This window comes from Roseivivax sp. THAF30 (assembly GCF_009363575.1).
GTDB classification, from domain to species: domain Bacteria; phylum Pseudomonadota; class Alphaproteobacteria; order Rhodobacterales; family Rhodobacteraceae; genus Roseivivax; species Roseivivax halotolerans.
Genome location: NZ_CP045389.1, coordinates 1,730,658 through 1,754,742, shown reverse-complemented (window position 1 = coordinate 1,754,742; position 24,085 = coordinate 1,730,658). Strand labels below are relative to the sequence as shown.

27 protein-coding genes and 1 riboswitch are annotated in these 24,085 nt (G+C 66.3%); of the genes, 11 read left to right on the top strand and 16 right to left on the bottom strand.

What is annotated here, in order from left to right; genetic code table 11:
* Positions 1-8: 8 nt before the first annotated feature.
* The 8 genes from paaD to FIU91_RS08485 all read right to left on the bottom strand — a co-directional run bounded on the left by paaD (position 9) and on the right by FIU91_RS08485 (position 5,814).
* A complete protein-coding gene (gene paaD / locus FIU91_RS08520) occupies positions 9-530 on the bottom strand; it encodes a 1,2-phenylacetyl-CoA epoxidase subunit PaaD (protein ID WP_152462175.1) in 522 nt (173 codons plus the stop codon).
* A gap of 4 nt (positions 531-534) precedes the next feature.
* Positions 535-1,383, bottom strand: a complete 849-nt coding sequence (gene paaC / locus FIU91_RS08515) for a 1,2-phenylacetyl-CoA epoxidase subunit PaaC (protein ID WP_152462174.1) — start codon at positions 1,381-1,383, stop codon at positions 535-537.
* Entirely contained in the window at positions 1,383-1,667 is a 285-nt protein-coding gene (gene paaB, locus FIU91_RS08510) for a 1,2-phenylacetyl-CoA epoxidase subunit PaaB (RefSeq protein ID WP_093012881.1), read from the bottom strand. Before paaB ends, paaC begins: the two co-directional genes overlap by 1 nt.
* A gap of 66 nt (positions 1,668-1,733) precedes the next feature.
* Positions 1,734-2,729, bottom strand: a complete 996-nt coding sequence (gene paaA / locus FIU91_RS08505) for a 1,2-phenylacetyl-CoA epoxidase subunit PaaA (RefSeq protein WP_152462173.1) — start codon at positions 2,727-2,729, stop codon at positions 1,734-1,736.
* Between the two features lie 162 nt (positions 2,730-2,891).
* Positions 2,892-3,491 carry a protocatechuate 3,4-dioxygenase subunit alpha gene (gene pcaG / locus FIU91_RS08500; RefSeq protein WP_152462172.1) on the bottom strand — a complete coding sequence of 200 codons (600 nt, stop codon included), beginning with the start codon at positions 3,489-3,491 and terminating at the stop codon, positions 2,892-2,894.
* A 3-nt stretch (positions 3,492-3,494) separates the two neighbouring features.
* Positions 3,495-4,223 (bottom strand): protocatechuate 3,4-dioxygenase subunit beta, encoded by a 729-nt coding sequence (gene pcaH, locus FIU91_RS08495; RefSeq protein WP_152462171.1) that lies wholly within the window; start codon positions 4,221-4,223, stop codon positions 3,495-3,497.
* Complete coding sequence (gene pcaC / locus FIU91_RS08490) at positions 4,213-4,599, bottom strand: 4-carboxymuconolactone decarboxylase (protein ID WP_152462170.1); 387 nt, start codon at positions 4,597-4,599, stop codon at positions 4,213-4,215. Before pcaC ends, pcaH begins: the two co-directional genes overlap by 11 nt.
* Before the next feature lie 162 nt (positions 4,600-4,761).
* Positions 4,762-5,814, bottom strand: a complete 1,053-nt coding sequence (locus tag FIU91_RS08485; protein ID WP_152462169.1) for a zinc ABC transporter substrate-binding protein — start codon at positions 5,812-5,814, stop codon at positions 4,762-4,764.
* 54 nt (positions 5,815-5,868) lie between these two features.
* Between FIU91_RS08485 and FIU91_RS08480 the strand changes: the two genes are divergently transcribed.
* The 3 genes from FIU91_RS08480 to FIU91_RS08470 are packed head-to-tail and all read left to right on the top strand — an operon-like array spanning position 5,869 to position 7,933.
* The gene (locus FIU91_RS08480) at positions 5,869-6,384 is read left to right on the top strand and encodes a Fur family transcriptional regulator (RefSeq protein WP_152462168.1); all 516 of its coding nucleotides are present in this window, start codon (positions 5,869-5,871) and stop codon (positions 6,382-6,384) included.
* Positions 6,381-7,139, top strand: a complete 759-nt coding sequence (locus FIU91_RS08475; protein ID WP_152462167.1) for an ATP-binding cassette domain-containing protein — start codon at positions 6,381-6,383, stop codon at positions 7,137-7,139. The genes FIU91_RS08480 and FIU91_RS08475 overlap by 4 nt, the downstream gene beginning before the upstream one ends.
* Positions 7,139-7,933, top strand: a complete 795-nt coding sequence (locus FIU91_RS08470) for an iron chelate uptake ABC transporter family permease subunit (RefSeq protein WP_152462166.1) — start codon at positions 7,139-7,141, stop codon at positions 7,931-7,933. The genes FIU91_RS08475 and FIU91_RS08470 overlap by 1 nt, the downstream gene beginning before the upstream one ends.
* Here FIU91_RS08470 and cueR read toward each other — a convergent pair.
* On the bottom strand, positions 7,930-8,319 hold the full coding sequence (gene cueR / locus FIU91_RS08465; protein ID WP_093012857.1) for a Cu(I)-responsive transcriptional regulator: 390 nt from the start codon (positions 8,317-8,319) through the stop codon (positions 7,930-7,932). The two genes, FIU91_RS08470 and cueR, sit on opposite strands and share 4 nt — an antisense overlap.
* 11 nt (positions 8,320-8,330) lie before the next feature.
* On the bottom strand, positions 8,331-10,841 hold the full coding sequence (locus FIU91_RS08460) for a heavy metal translocating P-type ATPase (protein ID WP_152462165.1): 2,511 nt from the start codon (positions 10,839-10,841) through the stop codon (positions 8,331-8,333).
* A gap of 135 nt (positions 10,842-10,976) precedes the next feature.
* On the opposite strand from FIU91_RS08460, the gene FIU91_RS08455 reads away from it, so the two are divergent.
* From FIU91_RS08455 to aac(6'), 4 genes are all read left to right on the top strand, one after another.
* Positions 10,977-11,303 carry a helix-turn-helix transcriptional regulator gene (locus FIU91_RS08455; RefSeq protein ID WP_152462164.1) on the top strand — a complete coding sequence of 109 codons (327 nt, stop codon included), beginning with the start codon at positions 10,977-10,979 and terminating at the stop codon, positions 11,301-11,303.
* A gap of 14 nt (positions 11,304-11,317) precedes the next feature.
* The gene (locus FIU91_RS08450; protein ID WP_152462163.1) at positions 11,318-12,361 is read left to right on the top strand and encodes a permease; all 1,044 of its coding nucleotides are present in this window, start codon (positions 11,318-11,320) and stop codon (positions 12,359-12,361) included.
* Between the two features lie 62 nt (positions 12,362-12,423).
* Positions 12,424-14,079, top strand: a complete 1,656-nt coding sequence (locus FIU91_RS08445; RefSeq protein WP_152462162.1) for an iron ABC transporter permease — start codon at positions 12,424-12,426, stop codon at positions 14,077-14,079.
* The gene (gene aac(6'), locus FIU91_RS08440) at positions 14,080-14,538 is read left to right on the top strand and encodes an aminoglycoside 6'-N-acetyltransferase (RefSeq protein ID WP_152462161.1); all 459 of its coding nucleotides are present in this window, start codon (positions 14,080-14,082) and stop codon (positions 14,536-14,538) included.
* Between the two features lie 55 nt (positions 14,539-14,593).
* Here aac(6') and FIU91_RS08435 read toward each other — a convergent pair whose 3' ends face one another.
* The 4 genes from FIU91_RS08435 to cobU form a co-directional block, all read right to left on the bottom strand.
* Positions 14,594-15,622 carry an extracellular solute-binding protein gene (locus FIU91_RS08435; protein ID WP_152462160.1) on the bottom strand — a complete coding sequence of 343 codons (1,029 nt, stop codon included), beginning with the start codon at positions 15,620-15,622 and terminating at the stop codon, positions 14,594-14,596.
* 128 nt (positions 15,623-15,750) lie between these two features.
* Positions 15,751-16,476: an adenosylcobinamide-GDP ribazoletransferase gene (locus FIU91_RS08430; RefSeq protein WP_152462159.1), complete on the bottom strand. Its 726-nt coding sequence runs from the start codon at positions 16,474-16,476 to the stop codon at positions 15,751-15,753.
* Complete coding sequence (gene cobT, locus FIU91_RS08425) at positions 16,473-17,489, bottom strand: nicotinate-nucleotide--dimethylbenzimidazole phosphoribosyltransferase (protein WP_152462158.1); 1,017 nt, start codon at positions 17,487-17,489, stop codon at positions 16,473-16,475. The genes FIU91_RS08430 and cobT overlap by 4 nt, the downstream gene beginning before the upstream one ends.
* Positions 17,486-17,992: a bifunctional adenosylcobinamide kinase/adenosylcobinamide-phosphate guanylyltransferase gene (gene cobU / locus FIU91_RS08420; protein ID WP_093012942.1), complete on the bottom strand. Its 507-nt coding sequence runs from the start codon at positions 17,990-17,992 to the stop codon at positions 17,486-17,488. The genes cobT and cobU overlap by 4 nt, the downstream gene beginning before the upstream one ends.
* Positions 17,993-18,035: 43 nt before the next feature.
* On the opposite strand from cobU, the gene FIU91_RS08415 reads away from it, so the two are divergent.
* Genes FIU91_RS08415 through cobD form a run of 4 tightly spaced genes read left to right on the top strand, consistent with a single transcriptional unit; the run spans position 18,036 to position 21,326 of the window.
* On the top strand, positions 18,036-18,617 hold the full coding sequence (locus FIU91_RS08415) for a histidine phosphatase family protein (protein ID WP_152462157.1): 582 nt from the start codon (positions 18,036-18,038) through the stop codon (positions 18,615-18,617).
* Positions 18,618-18,620: 3 nt separating this feature from the next.
* Positions 18,621-19,415, top strand: a complete 795-nt coding sequence (locus tag FIU91_RS08410; RefSeq protein ID WP_152462156.1) for a propanediol utilization protein — start codon at positions 18,621-18,623, stop codon at positions 19,413-19,415.
* The gene (gene cbiB, locus FIU91_RS08405) at positions 19,412-20,353 is read left to right on the top strand and encodes an adenosylcobinamide-phosphate synthase CbiB (RefSeq protein ID WP_152462155.1); all 942 of its coding nucleotides are present in this window, start codon (positions 19,412-19,414) and stop codon (positions 20,351-20,353) included. Before FIU91_RS08410 ends, cbiB begins: the two co-directional genes overlap by 4 nt.
* A 10-nt stretch (positions 20,354-20,363) precedes the next feature.
* A complete protein-coding gene (cobD, locus tag FIU91_RS08400) occupies positions 20,364-21,326 on the top strand; it encodes a threonine-phosphate decarboxylase CobD (protein ID WP_152462154.1) in 963 nt (320 codons plus the stop codon).
* Here the strand turns inward: cobD and FIU91_RS08395 are convergent.
* Positions 21,323-22,768, bottom strand: coding sequence for a cobyric acid synthase (locus FIU91_RS08395; RefSeq protein ID WP_152462153.1), 1,446 nt, complete (start codon positions 22,766-22,768; stop codon positions 21,323-21,325). The genes cobD and FIU91_RS08395 overlap by 4 nt on opposite strands.
* Before the next feature lie 318 nt (positions 22,769-23,086).
* On the bottom strand, positions 23,087-23,695 hold the full coding sequence (gene cobO, locus FIU91_RS08390; RefSeq protein ID WP_152462152.1) for a cob(I)yrinic acid a,c-diamide adenosyltransferase: 609 nt from the start codon (positions 23,693-23,695) through the stop codon (positions 23,087-23,089).
* Positions 23,696-23,783: 88 nt separating this feature from the next.
* A riboswitch (cobalamin riboswitch) is annotated at positions 23,784-23,998 on the top strand.
* The last annotated feature ends 87 nt before the right edge of the window (positions 23,999-24,085 follow it).

The following is a 24,085-nucleotide window of genomic DNA, read 5'->3' as shown; positions in this document are numbered from 1 at the left end:
ACCCCTCCTCAGATGCACTTGAAATAATCGAAGGGTTCGAGGCAGTCGGTGCAGCGATAGGCTGCCTTGCACGGTGTGGAGCCATACTGGCTGACCTTCTCCGTACGCGCCGAGCCGCATCGCGGGCATGCGACCGAGAGGTTGGAGCTGCCCTCGAGGCGCGCAGCCCGCGCCGCCATCAGACCGCCAGAGGCCGTGCCCTCCACCGGAGGTGCAATGCCGTAGCGCCGCAGCTTGTCGCGCGCTTCGGAGGCGATCCAGTCGGTCGTCCAGGGCGGCGACAACCGCCGTTCGAGACGCAGATCCCTTATCCCTTTCTCGCGCAGCTTCGCCTCGATCTCGAGGTCGATCACCGCTGTCGCAGGACAGCCCGAATAGGTCGGCGTCACGGCGACCACCAAGGTATCGCCCTCGCGGCGCACCTCGCGCACGATACCGAGCTCGGTTACGGAGATGACGGGAATTTCCGGATCCGGCACTTCGGACAACCAGTCCCAGACTTCCTCGGTTGTTGGCGACGTCGTTATCATGCGCCTACCAGCTCGCGCCCGGATAGGCGCGCTGCAGGAACTGCATCTCGGCAAGAATGTAGCCCAGATGTTCGGTATGCCGGCCCATTTTGCCGCCCTTGTGCACGTCCGCGCGGCGCTCGGGGATGGCGAGCGTCGCCTCGTCCAGAACCTCGCGGATCACGCGGTCCCATTCGGGGCGCAGATCTTGGGGTGCGGGCGCGATCCCGGCCTCGGCCATCGCCGCGTCTACGTCGTCGCCGAGGAACATCTCGCACGTGTAGGGCCAGAACGCGTCCAGCGCTGTTTGCATGCGCGCGTGGCTGTCTTCCGTCCCGTCGCCCAGACGGACCACGAGATCGGAGGACCGCTCAAGGTGATAGGTCACCTCCTTCAGCGCCTTCGCGGCGACCTCGGCCACGCGCAGGCTTGTCGATCCCGAAAGCTTTTCCAGGAGTGCGGCGTGGAAGGCATCGAACAGGAATTGCCGCATCGTGGTACGGGCCATGTCGCCGTTCGGCAGTTCCAGAAGCTGCACGTTTCGGAACGTCATCACATCGCGCAGATAGGCCAGATCATCGGCCGAGCGGCCCTGCCCTTCGACCTCACCGGCCAGCGCCAGCCACATCTGCGTATGCCCGATGAGATCGAGCGCGGTATTGGCGAGCGCGATATCCTCTTCCAGCGCGGGTCCGTGGCCGCACCATTCCGAAAGGCGATGGGACAGGATGAGTGTGTTGTCCCCCATCCGGCAGAGCCAGTCGAAGAATGGCGCGCGCAGCGCAGCGTCCGACACATGCGGATCCTGCTCGCCTCCCGTCCCGCCGCCCAGCGTCTCGACCTTCGGCGTCGTCATGTCGGGCAAGGACGGCATCACATGTGACCCACATCGTCGGGGATGTCGAAAAAGGTCGGATGACGATAAACCTTGTCCTCCGCCGGATCGAAGAGCGGACCCTTGTCGGACGGTTTCGACGCGGTGATCTCAGACGACGGCACCACCCAGATCGAAACGCCTTCCTTGCGGCGGGTATAGACGTCGCGGGCATTGTTGATCGCCATCTCCGCATCGGGCGCGTGCAGGCTGCCGACATGGCGGTGGTTCAGCCCGTGCTGACCGCGGATGAAGACCTCCCAGAGGGGCCATTCCTTCTTCATGCCTCTCCTTCCTTTTCTGTCAGAGTCGCAACGTGCCACTGCGCCGCTCGCGCGAGGGTCACAGCCCTATTCCGCCGCGGTTTTGGCCGCCAAGCGACGGGCCGCGGCCTTGTCGGCATAGGCGTTCAGCCCGTCGCGGAACCAGGCGCCGTCCTCCCAGGCCTTCACGCGCGCACCGAGGCGTTCTTTGTTGCATGGCCCGTTGCCGCGCAGCACTTCGAAGAACTCGTCCCAGTCAGGCTGCGTGAAATCGTAATGCCCGCGATCCTCGTTCCAGGACAGATCCGGATCCGGCACGGTGAGCCCGAGATACTCAGCCTGCGGCACGGTCTCGTCGACGAACTTCTGACGCAGCTCGTCATTGGTGTTCATCTTGATCTTCCAGGCCATCGACTGCGCCGAATGCACGCTGTCCTTGTCGGAGGGGCCGAACATCATCAGCGAGGGATACCAAAAGCGGTTGAGCGCATCCTGCGCCATCTCGCGCTGGGCCTCGGTGCCGCGCGCCATCTTCATCATGATCGAATAGCCCTGCCGCTGGTGGAAGCTCTCCTCCTTGCAGATCCGCACCATCGCACGGGCGTAGGGCCCGTAGGACGTGCGCTGGAGCGGCACCTGGTTCATGATCGCGGCACCATCGACGAGCCAGCCGATCGCGCCCATATCCGCCCAGCTCAGTGTCGGGTAGTTGAAGATCGAAGAATATTTCATCTTACCCGAATGCAGCTTCTCGAAGAGCTCGTCCCGGCTCACGCCAAGCGTCTCGGCGGCGGAATAGAGGTAGAGCCCGTGCCCGGCTTCATCCTGCACCTTGGCAAGCAGAATCGCCTTGCGCTCCAGCGTCGGCGCACGAGTGATCCAGTTGCCCTCGGGCAGCTGACCCACGATTTCCGAATGGGCGTGCTGACCGATCTGCCGGATCAGCGTCTTCCGGTAGCCTTCGGGCATCCATTCCTTCGGTTCGATCTTCTCCCCCGCGTCGATCCGCGCCTGGAACGCGCGCTCTTCCGGGCTCAGCTCCGCGTCCGAAGGGCCGTCCGATTTCACCATCTGCGCGTACATGAATTGGCTCCGCTTCCAATCAAAGGGCTGTGGGCGCGTCAGCGCCCTTTTGCCAAGCCGTCTCGCCTTGCGGGTCAGGTTGCGGCTCTCCGCCATTCCCCGACCGATCGGTCAATGAATTAGCATAAGCCGACCAACCGGTCAACGATTGTCCCGCGGGCCTCACAGATCAAGGAAGACAGTCTCGCCGGCCCCCTGAAGCCGGATATCGTAGCGATAGGCTCCCGCGCTCGTCTTCTTGGCGATCAACGTCTCGACCCGCGGACGCTGCTCGATCCGAGCCAGGAGAGGATCGGCGGAATTGTCCTCGTCCTCAAAATAGATCCGCGTTTGCAGGCCGGTGTTGATCCCACGGGCGACGATCCAGAGCGCGATATGCGGGGCGAAGACCAAACCGTTTCGACCTTTCGTCGGACCCGGCTTCACGGTCCGAAGCGTGAATTCACCGCTCTCCTTGTCGGCGGCGAACCGGCAGAAGCCGGAAACGTTCGGATCCGCGCCCTCCTGCCCCGGAAAGCGCCCCGCCGCATCCGCCTGCCAGCTCTCGATCATCGCGTCGCGCAGCGCCCAGCCGGTGCCGTCATAGACCGAGCCCGTGATGCTGACGATCTCCCCCTTCGCGCCATCCGAGATCGGACTTGTCCCCAGATCCTCGGGATAGACGCCCTCGAGCCCCGCGAAGCTCGGGATACAGCCGATATGGACGTACGGACCGGCTGTCTGGCTCGGTGTCTCGGTCAAAACGTCGAGTGTCTGCGCCATCGCTTACATCCCCTCGGGCTTGTTTTCGAACATGGTCTGCCGCCGCCCGCGCAGGACGATGTCGAAGCGGTAGGCCAGGTAGTCCATCCCCCGCGAGTTCTGCATATCGAGCGGGGCGACGAGACGATCGAGCTGGCTGCGATCCCGGATCGTCGCCGCGATCGGACAGCGCTCGATGAGCGGATCGCCCTCGAAATACATCTGCGAGATCAGCCTCTGCCCGAACGCATGACCGAAGATCGAAAAATGAATGTGCATGGGCCGCCAATCGTTCGCCCGGTTCGGCCAGGGATACGCACCGGGACGGATCGTCATGAACTCGAAGCGCCCCTCCGCATCGGTGAGCGTCCGCCCGCACCCGCCGAAATTGGGATCGAGCGGCGCGAAATAGCTATCTTTCACATGACGATAGCGCCCACCCGCATTGGCCTGCCAGATCTCGACAAGCGTCTCGGGCACCGCCCGTCCCGTCTCGTCGAGAACCCGGCCATGCACGCGGATGCGCTCGCCAATCGCAAGCCCTTCGCCTGTCGCGTAGTTGCGGATGAGATCGTTGTCGAGCGCGCCGATGAGGCCGTGCCCGAAGCGTGGACCGGTCTCTTCGGACGGGGTCGCTTCCATCGACAAGAGCGGCAGTGACGGCGCGCGCGTCACGGAGGTCTTGTAGTCAGGATAATAGGCGTCGGGATGCGCCTCCCGGCGGCGGGGCATCAGCACGCCGTTATCGCTCATCGCCTGCCTCCATTTCCGCATAGGTTGCCTTGGCAAGCTTGATCGCATAATTGGCGCGCGGCACGCCCGCATAGATCGCGACATGCTGGAAGGCTTCGATCACGTCCTCTTTGCTTGCGCCGGTATGCGCGGTCGCGCGGATATGCATCGGGATCTCGTCGAAATTGCCCGTCGCCGCCAAAAGCGCCAGCGTCAGCATCGACCGCTCGCGGCGCGAGATCGCGTCCGATGCCCAGACGCGCCCCCAGGCACTTTCCGTGATGAGCTCCTGAAACTCGGCGTCGAACTCTGTCTTCGCCGCTTCGGCGCGATCGACATGGGCATCGCCCAAGACCTCACGCCGCGTTCTCATGCCTGTCTGGTAGCGGTCCGGCATCCTCGTCCTCCCTCTGGCAAGCGACCCGGCAAGAGATGCGAAAGCCGAATGCCAACTTCAGGCAGGACGGCGCTCATTCGGCCTATCCTCGCCTTTTCACAGTAGGTTAGCGGATGGGGCCCGGCGACGAAACGGCAATCTCGCCGGGCCCCGAAAGCCGGATCAGTTGCCGAGGCATTCGGCCAATGCGTCCACCATTGCAGTCATCATCTGACCGTAGAGATCCGGGCCAGGCTCGAAGGACGACCCCATCGGATCGACAACGCCTTGCCGCACCTCGCTTCCTTCCGCGACGGCAGCGACGAGACCGGGGTTGAACTGGGGCTCTGCGAGAACGCAGGCGACACCGGCATCGGCGACGCGAGAGCGGATCTCCTCGACGCGGGCCGGGCTCGGATCAGAGGCGTCACTGACCGAGATCGCGCCGGCCGCCGTGACATCGAAGGCCGTTTCGAAATACTGGTAGGCATCGTGAAACGCGATGAATTCCTGATCCCGGACGGGGTCAAGGACCGAGCCTGCATCCTCGGTCAGCGTCTCCAGACGATCCTGCGCGGCCGTCGCATTGTCCCGGTAGGTGCTTTCGTTCTCCGGGTCCGCCTCGCTCAGCGTATCCGCGATCACCGTAAGCCAGGCGTTCGCATTCTCGGGCGACAGCCAGGCATGGGGGTCGACGCCACCGTGATCATGGGAATGATCGTGCCCGGCATGCTCGTCGTCATGCTCGTGCTCTTCCGCATGATCGTGGTCGTGTTCGTCGGCGTGCTCGTGGTCATGGTCATCGTGGTCATGCCCGGCATGATCGTCGCCGTGCTCATGCTCCTCCGCGTCCCCATGCCCGTGATCATGTGCATCGAAGAGCGCGCCTTCGCGAATCGGCAGCGTCTCCGTCTCCGGAAGGTCGAGCAATTCCAGCTTGCGCGCCTCGGGACTGAGCGTGTCGATGGAATCCGCAAGCCAAGGCGTCAGCGAGGTCCCGATCCAGATAACGAGATCCGCGTCCTGCAGTGCCGAGGCTTCCGACGGCCGAAGGTTATACTCGTGCGGCGACGCGCCGGGCGCCACGATCAGGTCCGGCTCGCCCACACCCGCCATCACCTGCGCGACAAGCGAATGAACCGGCGCGATATCGACGGCGACATTCGGCACATCGGCCCGGACGGCACCGGCGGACAGGCAGGTTGCGGCGAGAAGTGCGGCGCGGGTCATGGACATTGGACAGCTCCTGTGATGTTGTAACAGACACCCCGATATACGTTATAAGATAACATGCCAAGCAGAAGCTCAGAGAAATCCAGCGATCTCGATCCCATCGGGTTCGCATCCCACGATCACCGCAAATGCATCGCCAGCGCGATGGCGTCGGCAGAGGCGCGCGCGGACGAAAAAGGGCTGCGCTTCACACCGGTGCGGCGGAAGGTGCTCGAGATCCTCGCGCAGGAGCATCGCGCGCTCGGCGCCTACGAGATCCTCGATCGTTTGCGCGAGGCGGGCTTCGGCTCGCAGCCGCCCGTGGCCTATCGCGCTCTCGACTTTCTCGTCAGTAACGGGCTCGCGCACAGGATCGAGCGGCTCAACGCCTTTGTCGCCTGCGCCCATCCCGACGACGGCCACGTCCCCGCCTTCATGATCTGCCGCGTTTGCGACACCGTCGCCGAGGCCCGCGCCACGCCGGATCGCGGCGCGCTCGACGCGGTTGCGGAGGCCGCCGGCTTCACCATCGAACGGACGGTCGTCGAAGCCGAAGGGCTTTGCCCGATCTGCGCGGACGGAGACAAGGCATGAGCCTCATATCGGCCGAAGGCGTCAGCATCCGCTACGGCGCGAAAACGGTTCTCAGCAATGTCAGCCTTGCCATCGCACCCGGCGAGATCGTCACCATCGTTGGGCCGAACGGGTCTGGCAAGACGTCGCTGCTGCGCGCGTTGATCGGGGCGACGGCGCCCTCGAAGGGCCAGGTGCGTCACCAGCCTGGGCTGCGCGTCGGATACGTTCCGCAATCGCTGCATATCGACCCCACATTGCCGATGCCGGTCGGACGATTCCTCCGCCTTCCGGGCGGGATCAGCCGCGCCGAAGCGCGTGCCGCGCTCGAGCGGGCCGGTGTCCAGGGTCTCGAGGACCAGCAGATGTCCGCTCTCTCGGGAGGGCAATTCCAGCGCGTGCTTCTGGCGCGCGCCCTGGCGAACCGGCCGCAGGTTCTCCTTCTCGACGAGGCGACGCGCGGGCTCGATCAGCCGGGCTCCGCAGCCTTCTACCGCCGGATCGAGGAGCTGCGCCGCGAGACGGGCTGCGCGGTGCTGATGATCAGCCACGAGCTGCACGTCGTCATGGCAGCCTCGGACCGGGTGATCTGCCTCAACGGCCATGTCTGCTGCGAAGGCACGCCGGACGTTGTGTCTTCCGCGCCAGAATACCGCGCGCTCTTCGGCACGGGCACAGGCGGCGCGCTGGCGCTTTACCGTCACGAGCACACACACCGGCACGACCACGATCATGACCACGGCCATGCGCATGATCACTCGGAGGCGGCGGAGTAATGCTGGACGATTTCATGGTTCGTGCCACGCTGGCCGGGATTGGCGTCGCGCTGGCGGCCGCCCCGCTTGGCAGTTTCGTCGTTTGGCGGCGCATGGCCTATTTCGGCGATGCGACCGCGCATGCGGCGATCCTCGGCGTTGCGCTGGCGCTGTCGCTGCAAATCTCGATCTTCGCCGGTGCGACCGCTGTCGCGCTGCTCATGGCGGTCACGGTGACCCGGCTCTCCGGGCGCGGTTACGCGATGGACACGCTCCTGGGGGTGCTGGCCCATAGCGCGCTGGCCTTCGGGCTCGTCGCCGTGTCCTTCCTGTCGGGCATCCGCATCGACCTCATGGCCTATCTCTTCGGTGATATCCTTTCCGTCTCCAAGGCCGATCTCGCCGTCATCTGGGGCGGTGCGGCGCTGGTGGCCGGGCTGATCGCGTGGCGCTGGTCGGCTCTGCTGACAACGACGCTGAACGACGATCTGGCCCATGCGAGCGGAATCGATCCGAAGCGTGAACAGATGGTGCTCACGCTCGCGCTTGCGGTGACGGTCGCAGTCGCCATCAAGGTCGTCGGCGTGCTCCTGATCGCGGCGATGCTGATCGTGCCCGCGGCGGCGGCGCGTCCCCTGTCGCGTACCCCCGAGGCGATGGCCCTGATCGCTGCGCTTATCGGGTCGGTCTCGGCGGTGGCGGGGCTGTCGGGCGCCTACATGCTGGACACGCCGGCAGGGCCGTCGATCGTCTGCGTTGCCGCCATCGTCTTTGCGCTTACGAGCCTTCTCAGCCCGGCGCTCGCCCGACGCTAGTCCAAATGCGCAAGATCCGCGAGGATCGGGCAATCGGGACGATCATCGCCATGGCAGGCGCGCACGAGCCGCGCCAGCGTCTCTCGCATGGCCTGCAACTGCGCGATCTTGGCGTCGATCTCGGCCAGATGACTCTCCGCGACCGCCTTGACCTGCGCGCTTTCGCGCCCGTCATCTTCGTAGAGCGCGAGAAGCGTGCGGCATTCCTCGATCGAAAAGCCAAGCGCTCGCGCCCGGCCCAGGAAGGCCAGCTTGTGCAAGTCGCTGTCAGCGAAGGCGCGATAGCCGTTTTCGCTGCGCCTCGGGCGGATGAGGCCGATCTCCTCGTAATAGCGGATGGTCTTGGCGGGCACGCCCGACCGTTTGGCGACATCTCCGATATTCATAGCGTCTCTCCCTACTCCGCCGGCAAAGGCGCGGCGGCTGCCTGCGATCCGGTCTCTGCCGCGCGATCAAGAAACGCCGGAGCGATGCGCCGGAGCCTCAGCGCATTCGTCAGCACCGAGACCGAGGAGAGCGCCATCGCACCCGCCGCGAGGATGGGCGACAGCAGCACCCCGAAGGCAGGATAAAGCACGCCCGCCGCTACCGGGATCAGCGCTGCATTATAGCCGAAGGCCCAGCCTAGATTCTGGCGGATATTCCGCATCGTCATCCGCGACAGGCGCGTCGCATTGACGACGCCAGACAGATCGCCGGACATCAGCACCACGTCCGCGCTCTCGATGGCGACATCGGTGCCGGTGCCTATGGCGATGCTCACATCCGCATGGGCGAGCGCTGGCGCGTCGTTGATCCCATCGCCGACGAAGGCGATCTTGCGCCCGGCGCCCAGCTCTTCAAGCGCCGCGACCTTGCCGTCCGGCAGAACCTCCGCGATCACCCGGTCGATGCCGATTTCCCGCGCGATGGCCTCCGCCGTGACGCGGCCGTCGCCCGTTACGAGCGCGATCTCGTAGCCTTCTGCCTTCAACGCCGCGATTGCCGCTGCGCTGGTCGGCTTGATCGGATCGGCCACGCCCACCAGCGCGGCGAGTCGGCCATCCACCGCGACGAACAGCGCAGTGCGCCCGCGTTCCGAAAGCGCTTCGGCGCGCGCGGCAAGCACCTCCGTGCCGATACCCTCGCGCGCCATGAGCCGCGCAGAGCCGATGAGCACTCGGCGTTCCCCGACCAGACCCGCTACGCCGTGGCCAGTGATCGACTCGAACTCCTCGACAGCGTCGTCCTCGACTCCCTCGGCCCGCGCGCCATCGACGAGAGCGGCGGCGACGGGATGCTCCGAATAGGCCTCGAGAGAGGCCGCGAGGTGCATCACCTCGCCCCGCTCGAACCCATCCGTCACTTCGAACTCCGTCAGGCGCGGCTTGCCTTCGGTCACCGTGCCGGTCTTGTCGAAGGCGATCACCGACACTTCGGACAGCGCCTGCAGCGCATCGCCCTTGCGAAAGAGAACACCCATCTCGGCCGCGCGCCCGGTGCCGACCATGATCGAGGTCGGCGTCGCGAGGCCCATCGCGCAGGGGCAGGCGATGATGAGCACCGACACGCCCGCGACGAGCGCATGGGTCAGCGTGGGCTCGGGCCCGAGGACCAGCCAGACGAGAACCGTCAGAGCAGCCGCTGCCATGACCGCGGGCACGAACCACATCGTCACGCGGTCGACGAGTCCCTGGATCGGAAGCTTGGCACCTTGCGCCTCCTCGACCATGCGGATGATCTGCGACAGCGTGGTATCGGCGCCGACGCGGGCCGCGCGGAACACCAGATGTCCCGCGCCATTCACCGTCCCGCCCGTGACGCCTGCCCCGGCCGCCTTGGCCACGGGAGCCGGCTCGCCCGTCAGCATGCTCTCATCGACGAAGGAGCTGCCCTCGACGACGTCCCCATCGACGGCGATGCGCTCGCCCGGGCGGACGACGACCAGATCGCCCTCCGAAAGCGCATCGATCTCGACCTCGCGCTCGGTGCCCTCCGACCGGATACGCGCGGTCTGCGGTCTCAGCCCCACCAGCGCGCGGATCGCCGCGCCCGTCCGTCCCTTCGCGCGCGCCTCGAGCCAGCGGCCCGCGAGGATCAGCACCACGATCACCGCCGCCGCCTCGAAATAGACCGCGCGGACCGCATCGGGCAAAAGCCCCGGCAGGAAGGTCGCGACGGTGGAATAGGCCCATGCCGCCCCTGCACCGAGCGCGACGAGGCTGTTCATATCGGGCGCACCCTTCGCCAAGGCCGGCACGCCACGCGCGAAGAACTGCCGTCCGGGACCTGCGAGAATAACGGTCGTCAGCAAAAACTGGACGATCCAGGATGCCTGCATACCGATCGTATTCGCGATCAGCCCATGCATGCCCGGGATCATGTGCGATCCCATCTCGAGAACGAAGACCGGCAGCGCGAGTGCCGCGGCGAGGGCGGCGCGGCGCTTTTGTGCCTCTGCTTCCTCGGTCAGGCGGGCAGAGGGATCAGAGCCGCCCTCGGCCGTTTTCATCACCGTTGCGGGGTAGCCCGCGTCACGGGCCGCGCGCGCCAGCGCCTCGGGGTCCGTCGCTCCTTCGAGGTAGTCGATCTGCGCCGTTTCCGTGGCGAGGTTCACCGAAACAGACGTCACACCCGGCACGGCGGCAAGCGCGCGATCAACGCGGCCGACACAAGAGGCGCAGGACATCTTCTCGACCTGGAAGCTGACCGAGGCGGTGCGCGCCGGATAGCCCGCTGCCTTGAGAGCGTCTGCCGCATCGGCGATGCGCGCGGGATTCTCCGGCGTGAACTGGACATTCTGCGCGGCAAGATTGACAGACACGTCGCTTATGCCTGTCTGCCCCTCAAGCGCGCGCTCCACGCGGCCCACGCAAGACGCGCAATTCATGCCTTCAACGGCAAGTCTGATCGGTTCGGTGCGAGTCATGTCCGGGTCCGTTCTCTGGCTTGTTGTCATCACATAAGGCTTCCAGTCACTGGAAGCTCAAGGGGCGCGACGCATTTTATTCGAGGCGCGGCGAATACGGATCGACAAAACTAGAAAACTAGGTATAACGAATCCATGACAACCGCATCCCCAGAAGCTCTCGCACTTGCCGCGCTCGGCCATGACGCTCGCCTGTCGATCTTTCGCCTGCTCGTGCGCGCAGGCCCGGACGGCCTCAGCGTCGGGCAGATCGGCGCGCATCTCGGCCTTGCGCCGTCCACACAGGCGCATCACCTGCGGAGCCTCGTCGAGGCCGGCCTCGTGAGCCAGGACCGGCAGGGTCGCGAGATCGTCAACCGTGTGAATTTCGACGCCGTGACCGGCCTTGTGACCTTCCTGACCGAGGAATGTTGCGCCGGCTTGCCCGCCAACACCCCGCTTCCCTCCAGTGCCAGCGGCTGATTTCGAGGACTGACATGACCGATCTGAGCACCACGCCCAAGCAAAACCCTGCCGCGCTTCTCTGGAAGAAGCACAGCGTCTGGCTTGTCTCCGGCCTGCTGCTGCTGGTGGTCGCGATTGTCTCGCCGCCGCAGGCGATCGCCTCGGCGGAATTCACGCTGGCCTCGCTGGCGAAGACCGCGCCGTACCTCTTGCTCTCCATCGGGATCGCCGCCTGGGCGGTCGCGACGGGCGCGGACAATCTCATCGCAAAAGCCTTCACCGGGGCGCCGGTCCTGATGATCCTGCTCGGCGCGCTCGCGGGCGGGCTCTCGCCATTCTGTTCCTGCGGAGTGATCCCGCTCATCGCGGCACTTCTGGCGATGGGTGTGCCCCTGTCGGCGGTGATGGCATTCTGGCTGGCTTCGCCGGTGATGGATCCGTCGATGTTCGTGCTGACGACCGGGGTGCTCGGTTTCGAGTTCGCGCTGGCCAAGACCTTCGCGGCGATCGGACTTGGACTTTTCGGCGGCCTCGTCGTTCTTGCGTTGACGACAAGTGGCGGTCTCGCCGATCCGCTCCGCCCCGATATCGGCAACGGAGGCTGCGGCGGGTCCAAGATCCGCGCGCCGAAACCGGTTGTCTGGCGCTTCTGGCAAGAGACCGAGCGGCGCGAGAAGTTCGGCCGCGAGGCTGTGAAGACGACGCTCTTCCTCGGCAAGTGGCTGACACTGGCGTTCCTCCTCGAAAGCCTGATGCTGGCTTATATCCCGGCCGAAACGATCACCTCCGTTCTTGGCGGCACCGGCATCGCGCCCATCGCGCTGGCAAGCCTCGTCGGGGTTCCGGCCTATCTCAACGGCTACGCAGCGCTGCCGCTCGTCGGAGGGCTGATCGAGCAGGGCATGACCTCGGGTGCGGGGCTCGCTTTCCTCGTCGCGGGCGGCGTCACCTCCCTGCCCGCGGCCATCGCGGTCTGGGCGCTCGTGAAACCGCGCGTGTTCGCCCTTTATATCGCGCTGTCGCTTTCGGGCGCGCTGGCGGCGGGTCTCCTGTTCCAGAGCTGGCTCATGCTCTGAGCTCTTGCGTTGCGGGCCGGTTCGCGCGAGGTTCCGCGCGCCTTGCTACCCCCGGATGAGACATGACCCGCCACTGGACCTTTCCGCGCCCGAGACGCGACAGCTCCGCCCTTCCCTTCACGGCGGTCGGATACGCCATTGCCGCGCTCGTTCTGCTGCCGATGCTTGCGGTGGTGCTCGCGGCGCTTGGCGGCAATCTCGACACGCTGTCGCATCTCTGGGCGACGGTCCTGCCGCGCTACATCACGACGACGATGATCCTCTTGGTCACGGTCGCGACGGGCACCTGCCTCATTGGCGCGGGCACCGCCTGGCTGGTGACGGCCTGCGCCTTTCCGGGACGGCGTTTCTTGGAAGTGGCGCTCGTCCTGCCCCTCGCCTTCCCGGCCTACGTTCTCGCCTATGCCTACACTGACCTGCTCGACCATCCCGGCGCGGTGCAGACGGCGCTGCGGGCGGTGATGGGCTGGGGACCGCGCGACTATTGGTTCCCCGAGATCCGGTCTACGGGCGGCGCAGCCGCGATGCTGACGCTGGTCCTTTATCCGTATGTCTATCTTCTGGCGCGGGCCGCATTTCTCAGCCAGGGCGCGCGACCTTTCAACATAGCCCGAACGCTGGGGCTAGGCCCTGTGCGGGCCTTCCTCCGCGCGGCGCTGCCGCTTGCGCGGCCGTCCATCGCGGCGGGCGTGCTTCTGGCTTGCATGGAGACGCTCGCCGATTACGGCACGGCCTCCTATTTCGGCGTTCAGACCTTCGCGACCGGTATCTACCAGAGCTGGTTCTCGATGGCCGACCGCGCCGGCGCGGCGCAGCTTGCGCTCGGGCTTCTGACCGCCGCGCTTCTTTTGGCGCTTCTCGAACGCAAGACCCGCGGCGCGGCGCGGTTCTACAGCAAGTCCGGCCCCGGCGCTCTGCCCCGGATCGAGCTGACCGGCTGGCGCGCTCTTGGCGCGAGCCTTTCCTGCCTTGTTCCGACGCTGCTCGGCGCCGTGGTCCCCGCCGTGACGCTGGCGCTGATGGCGCATGGCTCGGGCCAGTCCCTGCTGTCGGAGCGGTATCTCGGCTTCGTTTCCAACTCGATCACGCTCGCGGCCATCGCGGCGGGACTGACCGTGCTGGCAGCCATCGCACTTGGATATTTTGCGCGCCTGCGACCAGGGCGCGTGTCGCGCTCGGTCCTGCAGATCGGGCGGATCGGCTATGCTGTGCCGGGCGGCGTGATCGCGGTCGGCCTGCTCGTGCCGTTCGCGGCCTTCGACAACGCGCTCGATGCCTTCATGGAAGCCCGGTTCGACATTTCCACCGGGCTTCTGGTGACCGGCTCGATCTGGCTGATGATCGCGGCCTACATGATCCGGTTCCTCGCTGCCGCAATCGGAGCCTATGAAGGCGGACAAGCCGCGATGAACCCCAATTACGACGCCGCCTCGCGCGCTTTGGGCAAAGGCCCGTATCTGACCTTGATGCGGGTGCACCTGCCGATCATGTCGCCGAGCCTTCTGACCGCGCTTCTGATCGTGTTCGTCGACGTGATGAAGGAGCTGCCCGCGACGCTGATCCTGCGGCCCTTCAACTACGACACACTGGCCGTGCAGGCGCACCGGCTCGCGGCAGATGAACGGCTCGACGGAGCGGCGGTGCCGAGCCTCGTGATCGCGGCGATCGGGCTTCTGCCTGTGGTGCTGCTGATCCGTCGTCTGGGGCGGAATGGCTAGGTGATCCGGCGGGCCACTACCTCAGACCTCGGCGGGTGGATCGCCCTGCGCCAGAGGCTCTGGAACGACACGCCGCCCCATATCCACCGGGTGGAAGCGGAAGCGATGCTGACCCGGCAACCCGAGACGTGCCTGGTGCTTCTCCATGAGAGCGAAACCGCGCAACTTCGAGGGTTCGCGGAGGCAACGCTGCGCGGCGATCACGTCAACGGATGCGACACCTCACCGGTCGCCTTTCTCGAGGGGATCTTCGTCGACGCCGCGTTTCGCGGTGCAGGCATCGGACGCGCGCTGATCGCAGGCGTGCGCGACTGGGCGTTGGCGCATGGCTGCACGGAACTGGCGTCAGACGCGCATATCGACAATCGCGAGAGCCACGCCTTCCACATCGCATCGGGCTTCGAGGAGACCGAGCGCGTCGTCTTTTTCCGTCAGCGGATCACGACCGATCCAGACTGAAAAGCCCCTCGCGATGTCTCGCGAGGGGCTTGTTCGTCTCATCCGAAGTCAGGGATTACTCCCAGCCGACCTCGTTGAAGATCTGCTGTGCCGTCGGGAGCTGTTTCGCAACCGCCGAGAGATCTACGTCGTCAGCCGTGAATTCGCCCAGCTCGTCCACTGCTTCCGTGGTCTCGACCCCGTCGACCGCCGGGTATTCGTTATTGCCGGCAGCGAAGTATTCCTGCGCGCTGTCGGAGGCGAGGTATTCCAGGAAGGCCACCGCGTTGTCGCGGTTGGGAGCATTCGCCGCGACGCCGCCTCCCGAGAGGTTCACGTGCGCGCCATTGCTGTCCTGGTTCGGGAAGACCCAGCCGATCTGGTCGATGCTTCCCGAGACGCCATCCACGTCGCTGGCGATGGCGCGGGCGAAATAGTACGTGTTCGCGACCGCAATGGCACACTCGCCGGAGACGATGCCGCGCAGCTGGTCGGTGTCACCGCCTTGAGGATCGCGCGCCATGTTGTCGACGATGCCCTGCGCCCATTCGCGCGCGGCTTCCTCGCCCTGGTTCTCGATGATCGAGGCGAGCAGCGTCTGGTTGTAGGTGTTCGTGGAGGAACGGATGCAGACCATTCCTTCGTACTCGTCCGAGGCGAGATCCATGTAGGTCTGCGGCGGATTTTCCACGTTTTCGTTGTCGTAGAAGATGATCCGCCCCCGCAGCGAGAAGCCGAACCACTGGTTGTCGCTGTCCTGGTACTGGTCCGGAATGCGCTCTTCGAGAACGTCGCTGTCGACCGCTTGCAGAAGGCCTGCATCCTTCGCGCGCTCGAGGCGCGAGGTGTCGACCGTCAGGAAGACGTCAGCGGGGGAATTCTCGCCCTCGGCTTCCATCCGCGCGATGAGTTCGTCGGCATCGCCCTCGATGCGGTTGATGGTGATGCCGGTCTGCTCTTCGAACTCGGAATAAAGCCGCTCGTCCGTATCGTAATGGCGCGAGGAATAGAGGTTCACCTCGCCATTGTCCTGCGCGAGTGCCGGTGCGGCAACGCTGAGCGCGGCCACCGAAACGAGCGTGGAACGAAGAATCTTGCTGGTCATGATATCCTCATTTTCTGACACTTTTGATCGGGTATCACGCCCGGCTGTGGTGTCAAAGTATTTTTGTCGGGAAATGTCGTACGCCGGGAGCGAATGGCCCTGTAACCGGCTTCACGCCCCCTACCGGATCAGAGCGCGATCCAGCCGCCAATCGCGCTCAGAACTTGCACCGCGCCGAGAATGTCGCCGGTCTGACCGCCGATCTTCCGCCGCGCCACGGTCGCGACCCCGGCGCTAATCGCCGCGATGACGAGAAGGGCCAACCAGCCGTCGCACGCCATGCAAAGCACAAGCGTAGCCACGCCCCCCGGCAGCCAGGCACGCCGCCCGCCTCCGTGTGCAGAGTGTCCCAGCCCATAGCTGCGAGCGTTCGGAACGAGGTCGGACACGATCATCATCGCGAGCCGGCTGGCAACCGCGATCAGCGCGAACCCTATCCACGTGACGGCGCTCGACGCAATGATCGCCTGCCATTCGAGACCGACCGCAAAGACGAGAGCGAGCACGCCGTAGCTTCCGATCCGGCTGTCACGCATGATCTCGAGGCGGCGGGCCGGATCATGCCCGCCCCAAAGGCCGTCCGCGCTGTCGGCAAGCCCGTCATGGTGCATCGCACCCGTGGAGATGACCATTGCCGCCACCGCGAGGAGCGCTGACAGGGACGCGCCGATGTCTGCCGCAAGCGCCAGCGCCATCACCGCCCAGCCAATGCTGCCGGTCAGGAATCCTACCAGAGGCCATGCCCATCGGCTCGCAGGCAGATCGGGCACCGCGCCACGGATCGTCCCGACAGGCAGCCGCGTCAGCAGCATGACCGCGAGCCGCGCCTCATCCCGTCGCCGCGCGAGCTTCATCCGCCCGCGACGCCGGCCTCGGCGAAGGTTGCCATGCCGCTGTGACAGGCGACGGCCCCTTTCACGATGCCGAGCGCAAGCGCCGCGCCGGACCCTTCGCCAAGCGCCATGCCGAGATCGAGGATCGGCCGCTTGCCGAGCACAGCGCAGAGCCGCGCATGGCCGGGCTCGGCGCTGGCATGAGCGATCACGCAATGCTCCAGAAGCCGGGGCTCCGCCGCTGCAAGCGGTGCGACCGACGCGGTACAAATATAGCCATCGAGGATGACCGGGATACGCGCGGCGCGCGCTGCAAGGACCGCGCCGCAGATTGCCGCCTGTTCGCGACCGCCAAGCGCGGCAAGCCGCTCCATCGGTCCCGCGGCCTCGTGGCGGGCGAGTCCGGCCTCGATCACCCGCGCCTTCAGCGACATGCCGCCTTCGTCCGAGCCGGTGCCGCGCCCGACCCAATCCGCCGCTGGCCCACCGAAGGCGGACGCGGCGAGCGCCGCCGCGATCGTGGAATTGCCGATGCCCATCTCGCCCAGGATGAGGATGTCTGCGTGTGGATCGACCGCTTCCGCGCCTCGCGCCATTGCTGCAAGAGCCTCGTCAAAGCGCATCGCCGGACCTTCGGTGAAATCCCCGGTCGGCGTGTCGAGCTCCAGCGCGATAACCGACAGATTGGCGCCGGCGACACTGCACAGCTGATTGATGGCGGCCCCGCCCGCATCGAAATTGGCGACCATTTGCGCGGTCACCTCTTGCGGAAACGGGTTCACACCTTGAGCGCAGATGCCGTGATTGCCGGCGAAGACCAGCGCCTGCGCGCGCTCGAGACGCGGTTTCGGATCGCCACGCCAGCCCGAGACGAACAGAGCGATCTCCTCGAGACGGCCAAGCGATCCCGGCGGTTTCGTCAGCTCGGCCTGCCGCGCCCTGGCCGCTTCCGCCGCATCCTCGTCAAAGGAGGGCAGCGTCTCCGCCCAGCCGGGGATCGCGTTCAGGTCGTCAAAGATCAGCTTGGTTGTCATTTCACTCTCATCGGATAACCCGCAACGCAGAGATGCACTTCGTCCGCGGCTGCTGCGATACGCTGGTTGATCGCGCCTGCCGCATCGCGGAACCGCCGCGCCAACGCGTTTTCGGGCACGATGCCGCCGCCCACTTCATTGGTGACGATCACGACCGGCGATGTCTGGGCAGACAGCGTCGTCGCGAGCGCATCTCCCGCATCGGGCCAGTCGATCTCCGCATGCATCAGGTTCGACAGCCAAAGCGTCAGGCAATCGACGAGTCGCGGGCCCTGCCCGTCGCTTTCCTCGAGCGCGCCGACGAGGTCGAGCGGTGCGGTCACAGTGCGCCATTCCGGCCCGCGCCGGGACACGTGCGCGGCAATGCGCGCCTCCATCTCCGCATCGTGGGCCTCGGCGGTCGCGATGTAGATCGCAGGACGCCCCAGCTCGAGCGTCAGACGCTCGGCCAGCAGGCTTTTCCCCGAGCGCGCACCGCCGGTTATCAGGATCGACTTTCCCATGTCTTCGTGAGAAAGCAGGTTTTCCGAACGGAGAAAAGCCCTCATGCCGCCCATCGGTCCGTCCGAGCTCATCCTGATCCGGCATGCGCCCGCAGATCACGGCGGGCGGCTTGTCGGGCGCACGGATGTGCCCGCGATCTTGCCGGAAAAGGATGCTCTGTCCAAGCTGCGCGCTGCGCTGAGCGGCTGCGAGGCGGTGTCGAGCCCCGCACGACGGTGCCGCGAGACGGCCGCCGCGGTGTTTCCCGGGCGCGAGATCCCCGAAGATGCCTGCCTGTGGGAGCAGGATTTCGGCGCCGAGGACGGCCTGCCATTCGACGCATTGCCGGATCTCGGCCCGCTGACCCTGTCCGAACTGGCGCAGCGCCGCCCGCCCGAGGGCGAGAGCTTTTCGGATCTCTGCGAGCGGGCCGCGCCCGCGCTCGAACGTCTCGAAGCCCGCGCCCGAGAAGGTGGGTCCATCGCCGTGATCGCCCATGCGGGACTCGTTCGCGCGGCTCTCTCCCGCGCGCTCGGGCACAAGGAAGCGGGCCTCGCCTTCGAGATCGCCCCGCTGTCCTTGACGCGGCTCAGATGCCATCCGGGCGGGCTCTCCATCATCTGCGTGAACGCACCGGGTCTGTAAGTCATGGTCCGTGTCGCAGGACATTTCGGCGAATGGCTGCAAGGCAGGCTCGGTCCCGGCGGACCCGTGACGCTGGTGACGATCCCGTGCGCGGAGCTATGCGTGACAGCGAAGCGGCTCGGAGACGGCCCGCTGGACCTTGCGGGCGATGCGGGCACGGTCGGTCTCGCCGATGCTGCAATGTTCCTGGCGGGTCTCGACCTCTCCCAGGGCACGTTCCATATCTCGGCGGAGATGCCGGCGGGCGGCGGTGCCGGGGCCTCGACGGCAACGCTTGTCGCTCTGGCTCGGGCCGCTGGCTTCGAGGGTCCGGCGCCGATCCTCGCCAAGGCATGCCTGAGCACGGAAGGCGCGAGCGACCCCTTGATGTATCCGCACCCAGACCGTCTTCTCTGGGCGTCGCGCCAAGGCCGGGTGATCGCAACGATCGCGCCGCCACCCGCGGCCGAGATCGTCGGGGGGTTCCTCGGCGCGCCTCTTCGCACCGAACCATCGGATAACGCCTTTCCCGACATCGCCGATCTCGTCCTTGCCTGGCGGGAAAAACCGGACCTTGCCAGCTGCGGCGCGCTCGCGTCCCGCTCCGCGGAGCGCACGACCGAATTGCGGGGCCCGACGGACGATCCGATGCCCGAACTGGTGCGACAGACCGGCGCGCTGGGTCATGTCCGGGCCCATACAGGCTCTGCGCGCGGCCTCATCTTCGCACCGGGACAAGCGCCTGAGAATGCAGACGCGATCCTGCGCGGTGCCGGGCTCACCCGCGTCTTTCGCTTCCGCACCGGAGACGCACCATGAGTTTCGCCGCGATGATGCTGGTGGCCTGCCTGATCGACGCGGCGCTCGGCTGGCCCGACGCGCTCTATCGCCGGATCGGTCATCCCGTCACCTGGATCGGTGCGCTCATCACGAGTCTCGACCGGACATGGAACCGTGACGATGCACCCGGCACCGAACGGCGCCGCAAGGGCGCATTGACGGTCGCCGTTGTCCTCACCGCGACACTGATCCCCGCATTCGTCCTGCAGGCGCTCATCCCAGACGGCGCTCTTGGCATTTTCATCGGTGGTCTTCTCGCCTGGCCGTTCGTTGCCCTGCGGTCCATGCACGCGCATGTTCGCGCCGTCGCGGAGCCGCTTGTCAGAGGCGATATCGAGGCCGCGCGCGGAGCGGTCGCCATGATCGTCGGCCGCGATCCCGCGCAGCTCGACCGCGGCGGGATCGCCCGCGCCGCGCTCGAAAGCCTTGCCGAGAACACATCCGACGGGATCGTCGCACCGCTCTTCTGGGGCGCTCTCGCCGGTCTGCCCGGTATCGTGGCCTACAAGGCGATCAACACGATGGATTCGATGATCGGGCACCGCACGCCCCGTCACGAGGAGTTCGGTCGGGCCGCTGCGCGTCTCGACGATCTCGTCAACCTCGTGCCCGCACGGCTGACTGGCCTCCTTTTCGCTCTCACGTCGAGCCGCCCGGGCTCCGCGATCCACGTCATGCGCCACGACGCGCGCCGCCATCGCTCGCCCAATGCCGGCTGGCCCGAAGCGGCAATGGCGGGCGCCCTCGGTGTGCGGCTCTCAGGTCCGCGCCGCTACGGCAGCCGGGTCTCGGACGAGCCCTGGCTGAACGAGGGCGCGCCAGATCCCGAGCCGGGCGCGCTGAACCGGGGGCTTGCACTTTACGTCCGCGCGATGCTCTGTCTCGGCGCGGCGCTTGGCCTGATGGCGCTGATCTGAAGGGGATAGGGTGCGCGATCACGGCGGAGATCTTGGCAGGGCGCGGGCGCGCTGGGGAAAAGGCGACTGGCTCGACCTTTCCACGGGCATCAATCCGGTGCCCTATCCGATGCCGGCGCTCGAGACCGCGAGCCTGACAACCCTGCCCGGCGCGGAGGCACTCGCCGATCTCGAAGCGGCGGCACGGATCGCCTATGACACGCGCGTCCGCCCCCTGCCGCTTGCGGGGGCACAGGCCGCGATCCAGCTTGTGCCGCATCTCAAGGCGCGCGGCCGCGCGGCAATCCTCGGACCGACCTATAATGAACACGCCGCCGCGTTGCGTGCGGGCGGATGGGCCGTGAGCGAGGTTTCGGCATCCGAGCAGCTCGAGGGCGCCGACCTTGCGATCGTGGTCTCGCCCAACAACCCGGACGGGCGGCGGATCTCCGCGGACCGGCTGGAGGCCTTGTCCGAAGAGGTCGGCCTGCTGATCGTCGATGAGAGCTTCGCCGATGCCGACCCGTCTCAAAGCCTCGCGCCGCGCCTCGGTCCGACCTCCGACCGTATCGTTGTGCTGCGCTCCTTCGGGAAGTTCTATGGCCTTGCGGGATTGCGCCTCGGCTTCGCGCTGACCGGCGCACATCTCAGGGCAGATCTTGCCGAGTTGGCCGGACCCTGGGCTGTGAGCGGGCCGGCAATCGCGGCCGGGCGCGTCGCGCTGCGCGATCTCGACTGGCAACAGGGCACACGCAAAAGGCTCGCCGGCGACAGCGCGCGTCTCGATGAATTGGCGATTGCCGCCGGCTGGACGCTCGTAGGCGGCACAACGCTCTTTCGGACGTATGAAACGCCCGATGCGACGAGGGCGCAGGCGCGGCTTGCCTCTCACCGGATCTGGAGCCGCATCTTCCCCTATTCCTCGCGCTGGCTGCGTCTCGGCCTGCCGGGCGATGCCGCCGGGTGGGAACGGCTCAGGGCATCACTGAGTTAGCGCGCCGCCGCGAAGAGCGCGTCGAGATCGAGATGCGCCTCGAGATGCGCCGCAAGCGCGTCGAGCGTGTCCTCCACTCGCGCATCATAGCCCGCCTCGGACGCCACGCCGAAGCCCGCCAGATAGGCCGCGCGGAACGCATCGTCCGAGAACATGCCGTGCACGTAGCTGCCCGCGATCCTGCCATCGGCACTGACCGCGCCTTCGGGCGCAGCCTCCACACGCGCGAAAGGCCGCGCCCGGTCCGGCCCGTCGGTCTGGCCGATATGGATCTCGTAGCCGTGAAACGCGACGCCCGTCGCGACGTGAACCGCGTCGACCTCGCTCAGACGCTTGTCCGCAGACATGCGCGTCTCGACATCGAGAAGCCCGAGCCCCGCCTCGTGACCCGGCGGACCTTCCAGCCCATCGGGATCGTGAATGACCGTTCCGAGCATCTGGTAGCCGCCGCAGATGCCGAGGACGTGCCCGCCGCGCCGCAGATGCGCGACGAGATCGAGATCCCAGCCCTGCTCGCGCAGATAGGCAAGATCGCCCCGCGTCGACTTGCTGCCCGGCAGGATCACCAGGTCCGTATCACCGGGCAGAGCCTCTCCGGGCCCGAGCATCGTCAGTCGCACGCCCGGCTCCTGCGCGAGCGGATCGAGATCGTCGAAATTCGCGATCCGGCCAAGCCGCAGGCACACGATGTGCAGCGTGCCCTCGCGGGCCTGTCCCCTGAGATCGAGCGCATCCTCCGCCGGCAGCCGCCAGGCCTCCCCGAACCATGGCAGAACGCCAAAGCCGCGCCAGCCCGTATGTTGCTCGATCAGGCGGTAGCCATCGTCGAAGAGGCTCGGATCGCCGCGAAACTTGTTTACGAGAAATCCTGCGACCTGGGCCGCGTCCTCGGCTGGCAGCACGGCCTGCGTGCCGACGATCTGCGCGATCACGCCGCCGCGGTCGATATCGCCTGCCAGGATCACGGGCACGTCCGCCGCGACGGCAAAGCCCATATTGGCGATGTCGTTCGCGCGCAGGTTCACTTCCGCCGGACTGCCCGCGCCTTCGACGAGAACGAGGTCGTGCCTGGCGCGCAGCCGATCGAAGCTTTCGCGCACGGGGGAGATCAGCTCCGCTTTCAACCGCGCGTAATCGCGCGCCTTCACCGTCGCTATCCGGCGGCCCTGCACGACAACTTGCGCGCCCGTCTCGGATTCGGGTTTCAGGAGCACGGGGTTCATATCGGTATGGAGCGCAAGACCCGCCGCTCGGGCCTGCAATGCCTGCGCGCGGCCGATTTCCCCGCCATCCGCGGTCACGGCGGCATTATTGGACATGTTCTGCGGCTTGAACGGCGCAACCGACAGCCCGCGTTTCACCGCGGCGCGGCAAAGCCCGGCGACAAGAACCGATTTGCCCACGTTGGAGCCCGTGCCCTGGATCATCAGCGCCCGGCTCATATGCGCCTCCAGGCGCTCATGCCCATGCGCGCGCCCGGCCCCACGGGTGCAAAGTCGGTATTTGGGCCAACCCAAAAACAGAAGCGCCGCGCACCGGACCGCAACGCCGCGCCCGGCCCCACGTCAGACGGACAGAGCGCGGCGTCTTTGGCTTGGGCGGTCATCGGGACCGCTCCCTGTACCGCCAGCGAAGAGTGCCCGAATAAGCGTTAAGGCTTCGTGTCTTTGGGTTGGTAAAAATACCGCGGGGGGTCCGGGGGGCTGGCCCCCCGGCGCGATCCTCCTCAGCGCTTCGAGCGGACGGAGGCGCGGGCACACTCAAAACTCGACGCCTTTCTGCGCTTTCACGCCTTCGCGGAAGGGATGTTTCAGAAGCTCGAATTCTGTCACGAGGTCCGCCGCCTCGATGAGTTCGGGCTTGGCGTTACGCCCGGTGAGGCAGACATGCGTCATGTGGGGCTTTTCGGTCAGCAGGAAATCCACCACCTCGTCGATATCGAGGTAATCGTAGCGCAGCGCGATGTTGATCTCGTCGAGAAGCACGAACTCGATTTCGGGATCGAGGATCTGCTCTTTCGCGATACGCCAGCCATGCTGGGCGGCGGCGACGTCACGCTCGCGATCCTGCGTCTCCCATGTGAAGCCTTCGCCCGAAACGAAAAAGCGGCATTCCTCGGAGAAGCGCTCACGCAGGAAGGTGCGCTCCCCGGTTTCCCAATTGCCCTTGATGAACTGCACGACGGCACTCGGCATACCGTGGGCGATACAGCGCATGATCATGCCGAAGGCGGAGGAGCTTTTGCCCTTGCCTTTGCCGGTATGGACGATGACCAGACCCTTCTGCTCGGTCTTGGTCTTCATCATCTCGTCGCGGGCGGCCTTGATCCGCTTCATCTTCTCATTGTGGCGGGCAGTGATCTCGTCCATGTCCGGCTCCTGTCGCGAATGGCGCATGACTGGCACCCTGCCCTCGTGCAGTCAATCGCATCGCTTGACAGGCCGGGCGTGCAGCGCAACAAGGATGGGCGCACAAGGTGCCTTGGGGTCGACCCCGAGGTGAAAAGGGAATGCGGGCGCCCCGAGGGGTCATGCCGCAGCCGCCCCCGCGACCGTGACCCGGAGAGGTCGCCCGAACGCCACTGGCCCTCAGGGACCGGGAAGGCAGGGCGCCCGCGAGGCAAGGCCTCGGATCCGGCAGCCGGGAGACCTGCCTTGGGCGAGAGACCACGCAACCGGACGGGGTGTTCCGGTGGCTTCGGGCGCGATACCGACGCCCCTGCCACCCCTGCCCTCGTCCTCCGACCCCGAGGGACCCGC

Coding starts and splice junctions, on each gene's coding strand:
- paaB (WP_093012881.1), bottom strand. CDS start 1,667: ATGAAGAAGGAATGGCCCCTCTGGGAGGTCTTCATCCGCGGTCAGCAC.
- paaA (WP_152462173.1), bottom strand. CDS start 2,729: ATGTACGCGCAGATGGTGAAATCGGACGGCCCTTCGGACGCGGAGCTG.
- FIU91_RS08485 (WP_152462169.1), bottom strand. CDS start 5,814: ATGTCCATGACCCGCGCCGCACTTCTCGCCGCAACCTGCCTGTCCGCC.
- cbiB (WP_152462155.1), top strand. CDS start 19,412: ATGAGTTTCGCCGCGATGATGCTGGTGGCCTGCCTGATCGACGCGGCG.
- FIU91_RS08430 (WP_152462159.1), bottom strand. CDS start 16,476: ATGAAGCTCGCGCGGCGACGGGATGAGGCGCGGCTCGCGGTCATGCTG.
- FIU91_RS08480 (WP_152462168.1), top strand. CDS start 5,869: ATGCCAAGCAGAAGCTCAGAGAAATCCAGCGATCTCGATCCCATCGGG.
- FIU91_RS08410 (WP_152462156.1), top strand. CDS start 18,621: ATGGTCCGTGTCGCAGGACATTTCGGCGAATGGCTGCAAGGCAGGCTC.
- FIU91_RS08455 (WP_152462164.1), top strand. CDS start 10,977: ATGACAACCGCATCCCCAGAAGCTCTCGCACTTGCCGCGCTCGGCCAT.
- FIU91_RS08450 (WP_152462163.1), top strand. CDS start 11,318: ATGACCGATCTGAGCACCACGCCCAAGCAAAACCCTGCCGCGCTTCTC.
- FIU91_RS08435 (WP_152462160.1), bottom strand. CDS start 15,622: ATGACCAGCAAGATTCTTCGTTCCACGCTCGTTTCGGTGGCCGCGCTC.
- FIU91_RS08415 (WP_152462157.1), top strand. CDS start 18,036: ATGCCGCCCATCGGTCCGTCCGAGCTCATCCTGATCCGGCATGCGCCC.
- FIU91_RS08470 (WP_152462166.1), top strand. CDS start 7,139: ATGCTGGACGATTTCATGGTTCGTGCCACGCTGGCCGGGATTGGCGTC.
- pcaG (WP_152462172.1), bottom strand. CDS start 3,491: ATGGCGCAGACACTCGACGTTTTGACCGAGACACCGAGCCAGACAGCC.
- paaC (WP_152462174.1), bottom strand. CDS start 1,383: ATGCCGTCCTTGCCCGACATGACGACGCCGAAGGTCGAGACGCTGGGC.
- pcaC (WP_152462170.1), bottom strand. CDS start 4,599: ATGCCGGACCGCTACCAGACAGGCATGAGAACGCGGCGTGAGGTCTTG.
- cobO (WP_152462152.1), bottom strand. CDS start 23,695: ATGGACGAGATCACTGCCCGCCACAATGAGAAGATGAAGCGGATCAAG.
- FIU91_RS08445 (WP_152462162.1), top strand. CDS start 12,424: ATGACCCGCCACTGGACCTTTCCGCGCCCGAGACGCGACAGCTCCGCC.
- cobU (WP_093012942.1), bottom strand. CDS start 17,992: ATGGGAAAGTCGATCCTGATAACCGGCGGTGCGCGCTCGGGGAAAAGC.
- FIU91_RS08460 (WP_152462165.1), bottom strand. CDS start 10,841: ATGACTCGCACCGAACCGATCAGACTTGCCGTTGAAGGCATGAATTGC.
- FIU91_RS08395 (WP_152462153.1), bottom strand. CDS start 22,768: ATGAGCCGGGCGCTGATGATCCAGGGCACGGGCTCCAACGTGGGCAAA.
- cobT (WP_152462158.1), bottom strand. CDS start 17,489: ATGACAACCAAGCTGATCTTTGACGACCTGAACGCGATCCCCGGCTGG.
- paaD (WP_152462175.1), bottom strand. CDS start 530: ATGATAACGACGTCGCCAACAACCGAGGAAGTCTGGGACTGGTTGTCC.
- cueR (WP_093012857.1), bottom strand. CDS start 8,319: ATGAATATCGGAGATGTCGCCAAACGGTCGGGCGTGCCCGCCAAGACC.
- pcaH (WP_152462171.1), bottom strand. CDS start 4,223: ATGAGCGATAACGGCGTGCTGATGCCCCGCCGCCGGGAGGCGCATCCC.
- FIU91_RS08475 (WP_152462167.1), top strand. CDS start 6,381: ATGAGCCTCATATCGGCCGAAGGCGTCAGCATCCGCTACGGCGCGAAA.